Origin of the sequence: Burkholderia sp., assembly GCF_018375725.1 — a bacterium.
In the GTDB taxonomy this organism is placed as follows: Bacteria; Pseudomonadota; Gammaproteobacteria; order Burkholderiales; family Burkholderiaceae; genus Burkholderia.
In genome coordinates this window covers 1-1,723 of sequence record NZ_JAHACR010000496.1, presented here as the reverse complement: position 1 = coordinate 1,723, position 1,723 = coordinate 1, and the positions used below count along the sequence as shown (strand labels likewise).

Here is a 1,723-nt window from a genome sequence, read left to right as displayed (position 1 = left end):
CACGAGGCACCAGCGCGTATCGACATCGAAGTGGTCGAGCAGCCATTGCACGGGCCGCGCGCCGTAGGTACGCACGCAGTCGTCGACCTCGGCCGTCTGCTCGGCGATATGGATGTGCACCGGCGCGTCGGCTGGCAGGGAATCGAGCAGCGTGCGCAGGCCGGATTCGGACACCGCGCGCAGCGAATGCGGCGCGACGCCATAGCGCAAGCCGCCATGCTCGGGCGCCGCGCGCCGCATTGCGTCGATCAGTTCGAGCAGGCCGTCGGGCGTGTTGATGAAGCGGCGCTGGTCGTCGCGCGGCGGCTGGCCGCCGAAGCCGCTGAACTGGTACGAGACCGGCAGCATCGTGATGCCGATGCCGGCGGATTGCGCCGCGCCGATCACGCGCGTACCGAGCTCGGCGAGTTGCGGATAGCGCGAGCCATCCTGCGCGTGATGCACGTAGTGGAATTCGCACACCGACGTATAGCCGCACTTCAGCATCTCGACGTACAGCCAGCGCGCAATGGCCGCGAGCGCGTCGGGCGTGATCTTCAGCGCGAAGCGGTACATCAGGTCGCGCCAGCTCCAGAAGCTGTCCGCCGGGTTGGCGCGGTATTCGGTGAGCCCCGCCATCGCGCGCTGGAATGCGTGCGAATGCAGGTTCGGCATACCGGGCAGCACCGGGCCGGCCGCATGCGCGACGCCGTCCGGCGCATCGGTCTCGGGCGTCACTTCGGTCAGCGTGCCGGCCGCGTCCCAGCGCAGCAGCACATTGCGGCGCCAGCCTTCCGGCAGATACGCGTGCGCCGCGAACAATGTCGAATCGGTCATGGAGAATCCTGTCATGCGTGGGCGCGGCGAAACACGGTCGTCCCGCCGCGCACGACCTGCTCGCACAGCGGGCGGCCGATCCAGTAAGCCAGCTCCGCGAGCGACCCGACCGGCCACACCGCGAAATCGGCCTGGCGCCCGACGTCGAGCGCGCCGTGACTGTCCGCGCGGCCGATCGCCGCCGCCGCATGGCGCGTGACGCCCTGCAGGACTTCCGGCACCGTCATGCGGAACAGCGTGCAGCCGAGGTTCATCGTCAGCAGCAGCGACTCGAGCGGCGACGTGCCCGGGTTGTGATCGGTCGCCAGCGCAATCGGCACGTGATGCTTGCGCAGCAGGTCGAGCGGCGGCAATTGCGTTTCCCGGATGAAGTAGTACGCGCCGGGCAGCAGCACGGCAACCATGCCGGCCGCCTTCATCGCCTCGACGCCGGCTTCGTCGAGAAATTCGAGGTGATCCGCGGACAGCGCGCGATAACGCGCGGCGAGTGCCGTGCCGCCCGCGTTCGACAGCTGTTCCGCATGGAGCTTGACGGGCAGGCCCCGGCGCGTTGCGGCATCGAATACGCGTTCGGTCTGCGCGAGCGAAAAGCCGATCCGCTCGCAGAACACGTCGACCGCGTCGATCAGCCCTTCGTCGGCCAGCGCCGGCAGCATCCGCTCGCACACTGCGTCGATGTACGCATCCGCGCGGCCCGCGTACTCCGGCGGCAGCGCATGCGCGCCGAGGAACGTCGTGTAAACCGTCACCGGAAACCGCTCGCCGAGCTGCCGCGCGACACGCAGCATCTTGCGCTCGGTCGCGAGGTCGAGTCCGTAACCCGACTTGATCTCGATCGCGGCGACGCCTTCGGCCAGGAGCGGTTGCAGGCGCGCGGCGGCCTGCGCGAACAGCGATGCCTCGTCGG

General features: G+C 69.2%; 2 protein-coding genes. Both read right to left on the bottom strand.

What is annotated here, in order from left to right; genetic code table 11:
* Positions 1 to 816: formimidoylglutamate deiminase (locus KH616_RS24815; protein WP_292254846.1), on the bottom strand; the 816-nt coding region annotated here is incomplete at its 3' end.
* A gap of 11 nt (positions 817 to 827) precedes the next feature.
* Positions 828 to 1,723, bottom strand: an 896-nt coding sequence (hutI, locus tag KH616_RS24810; RefSeq protein WP_292254843.1) for an imidazolonepropionase, incomplete at its 5' end; no start/stop codon positions are given.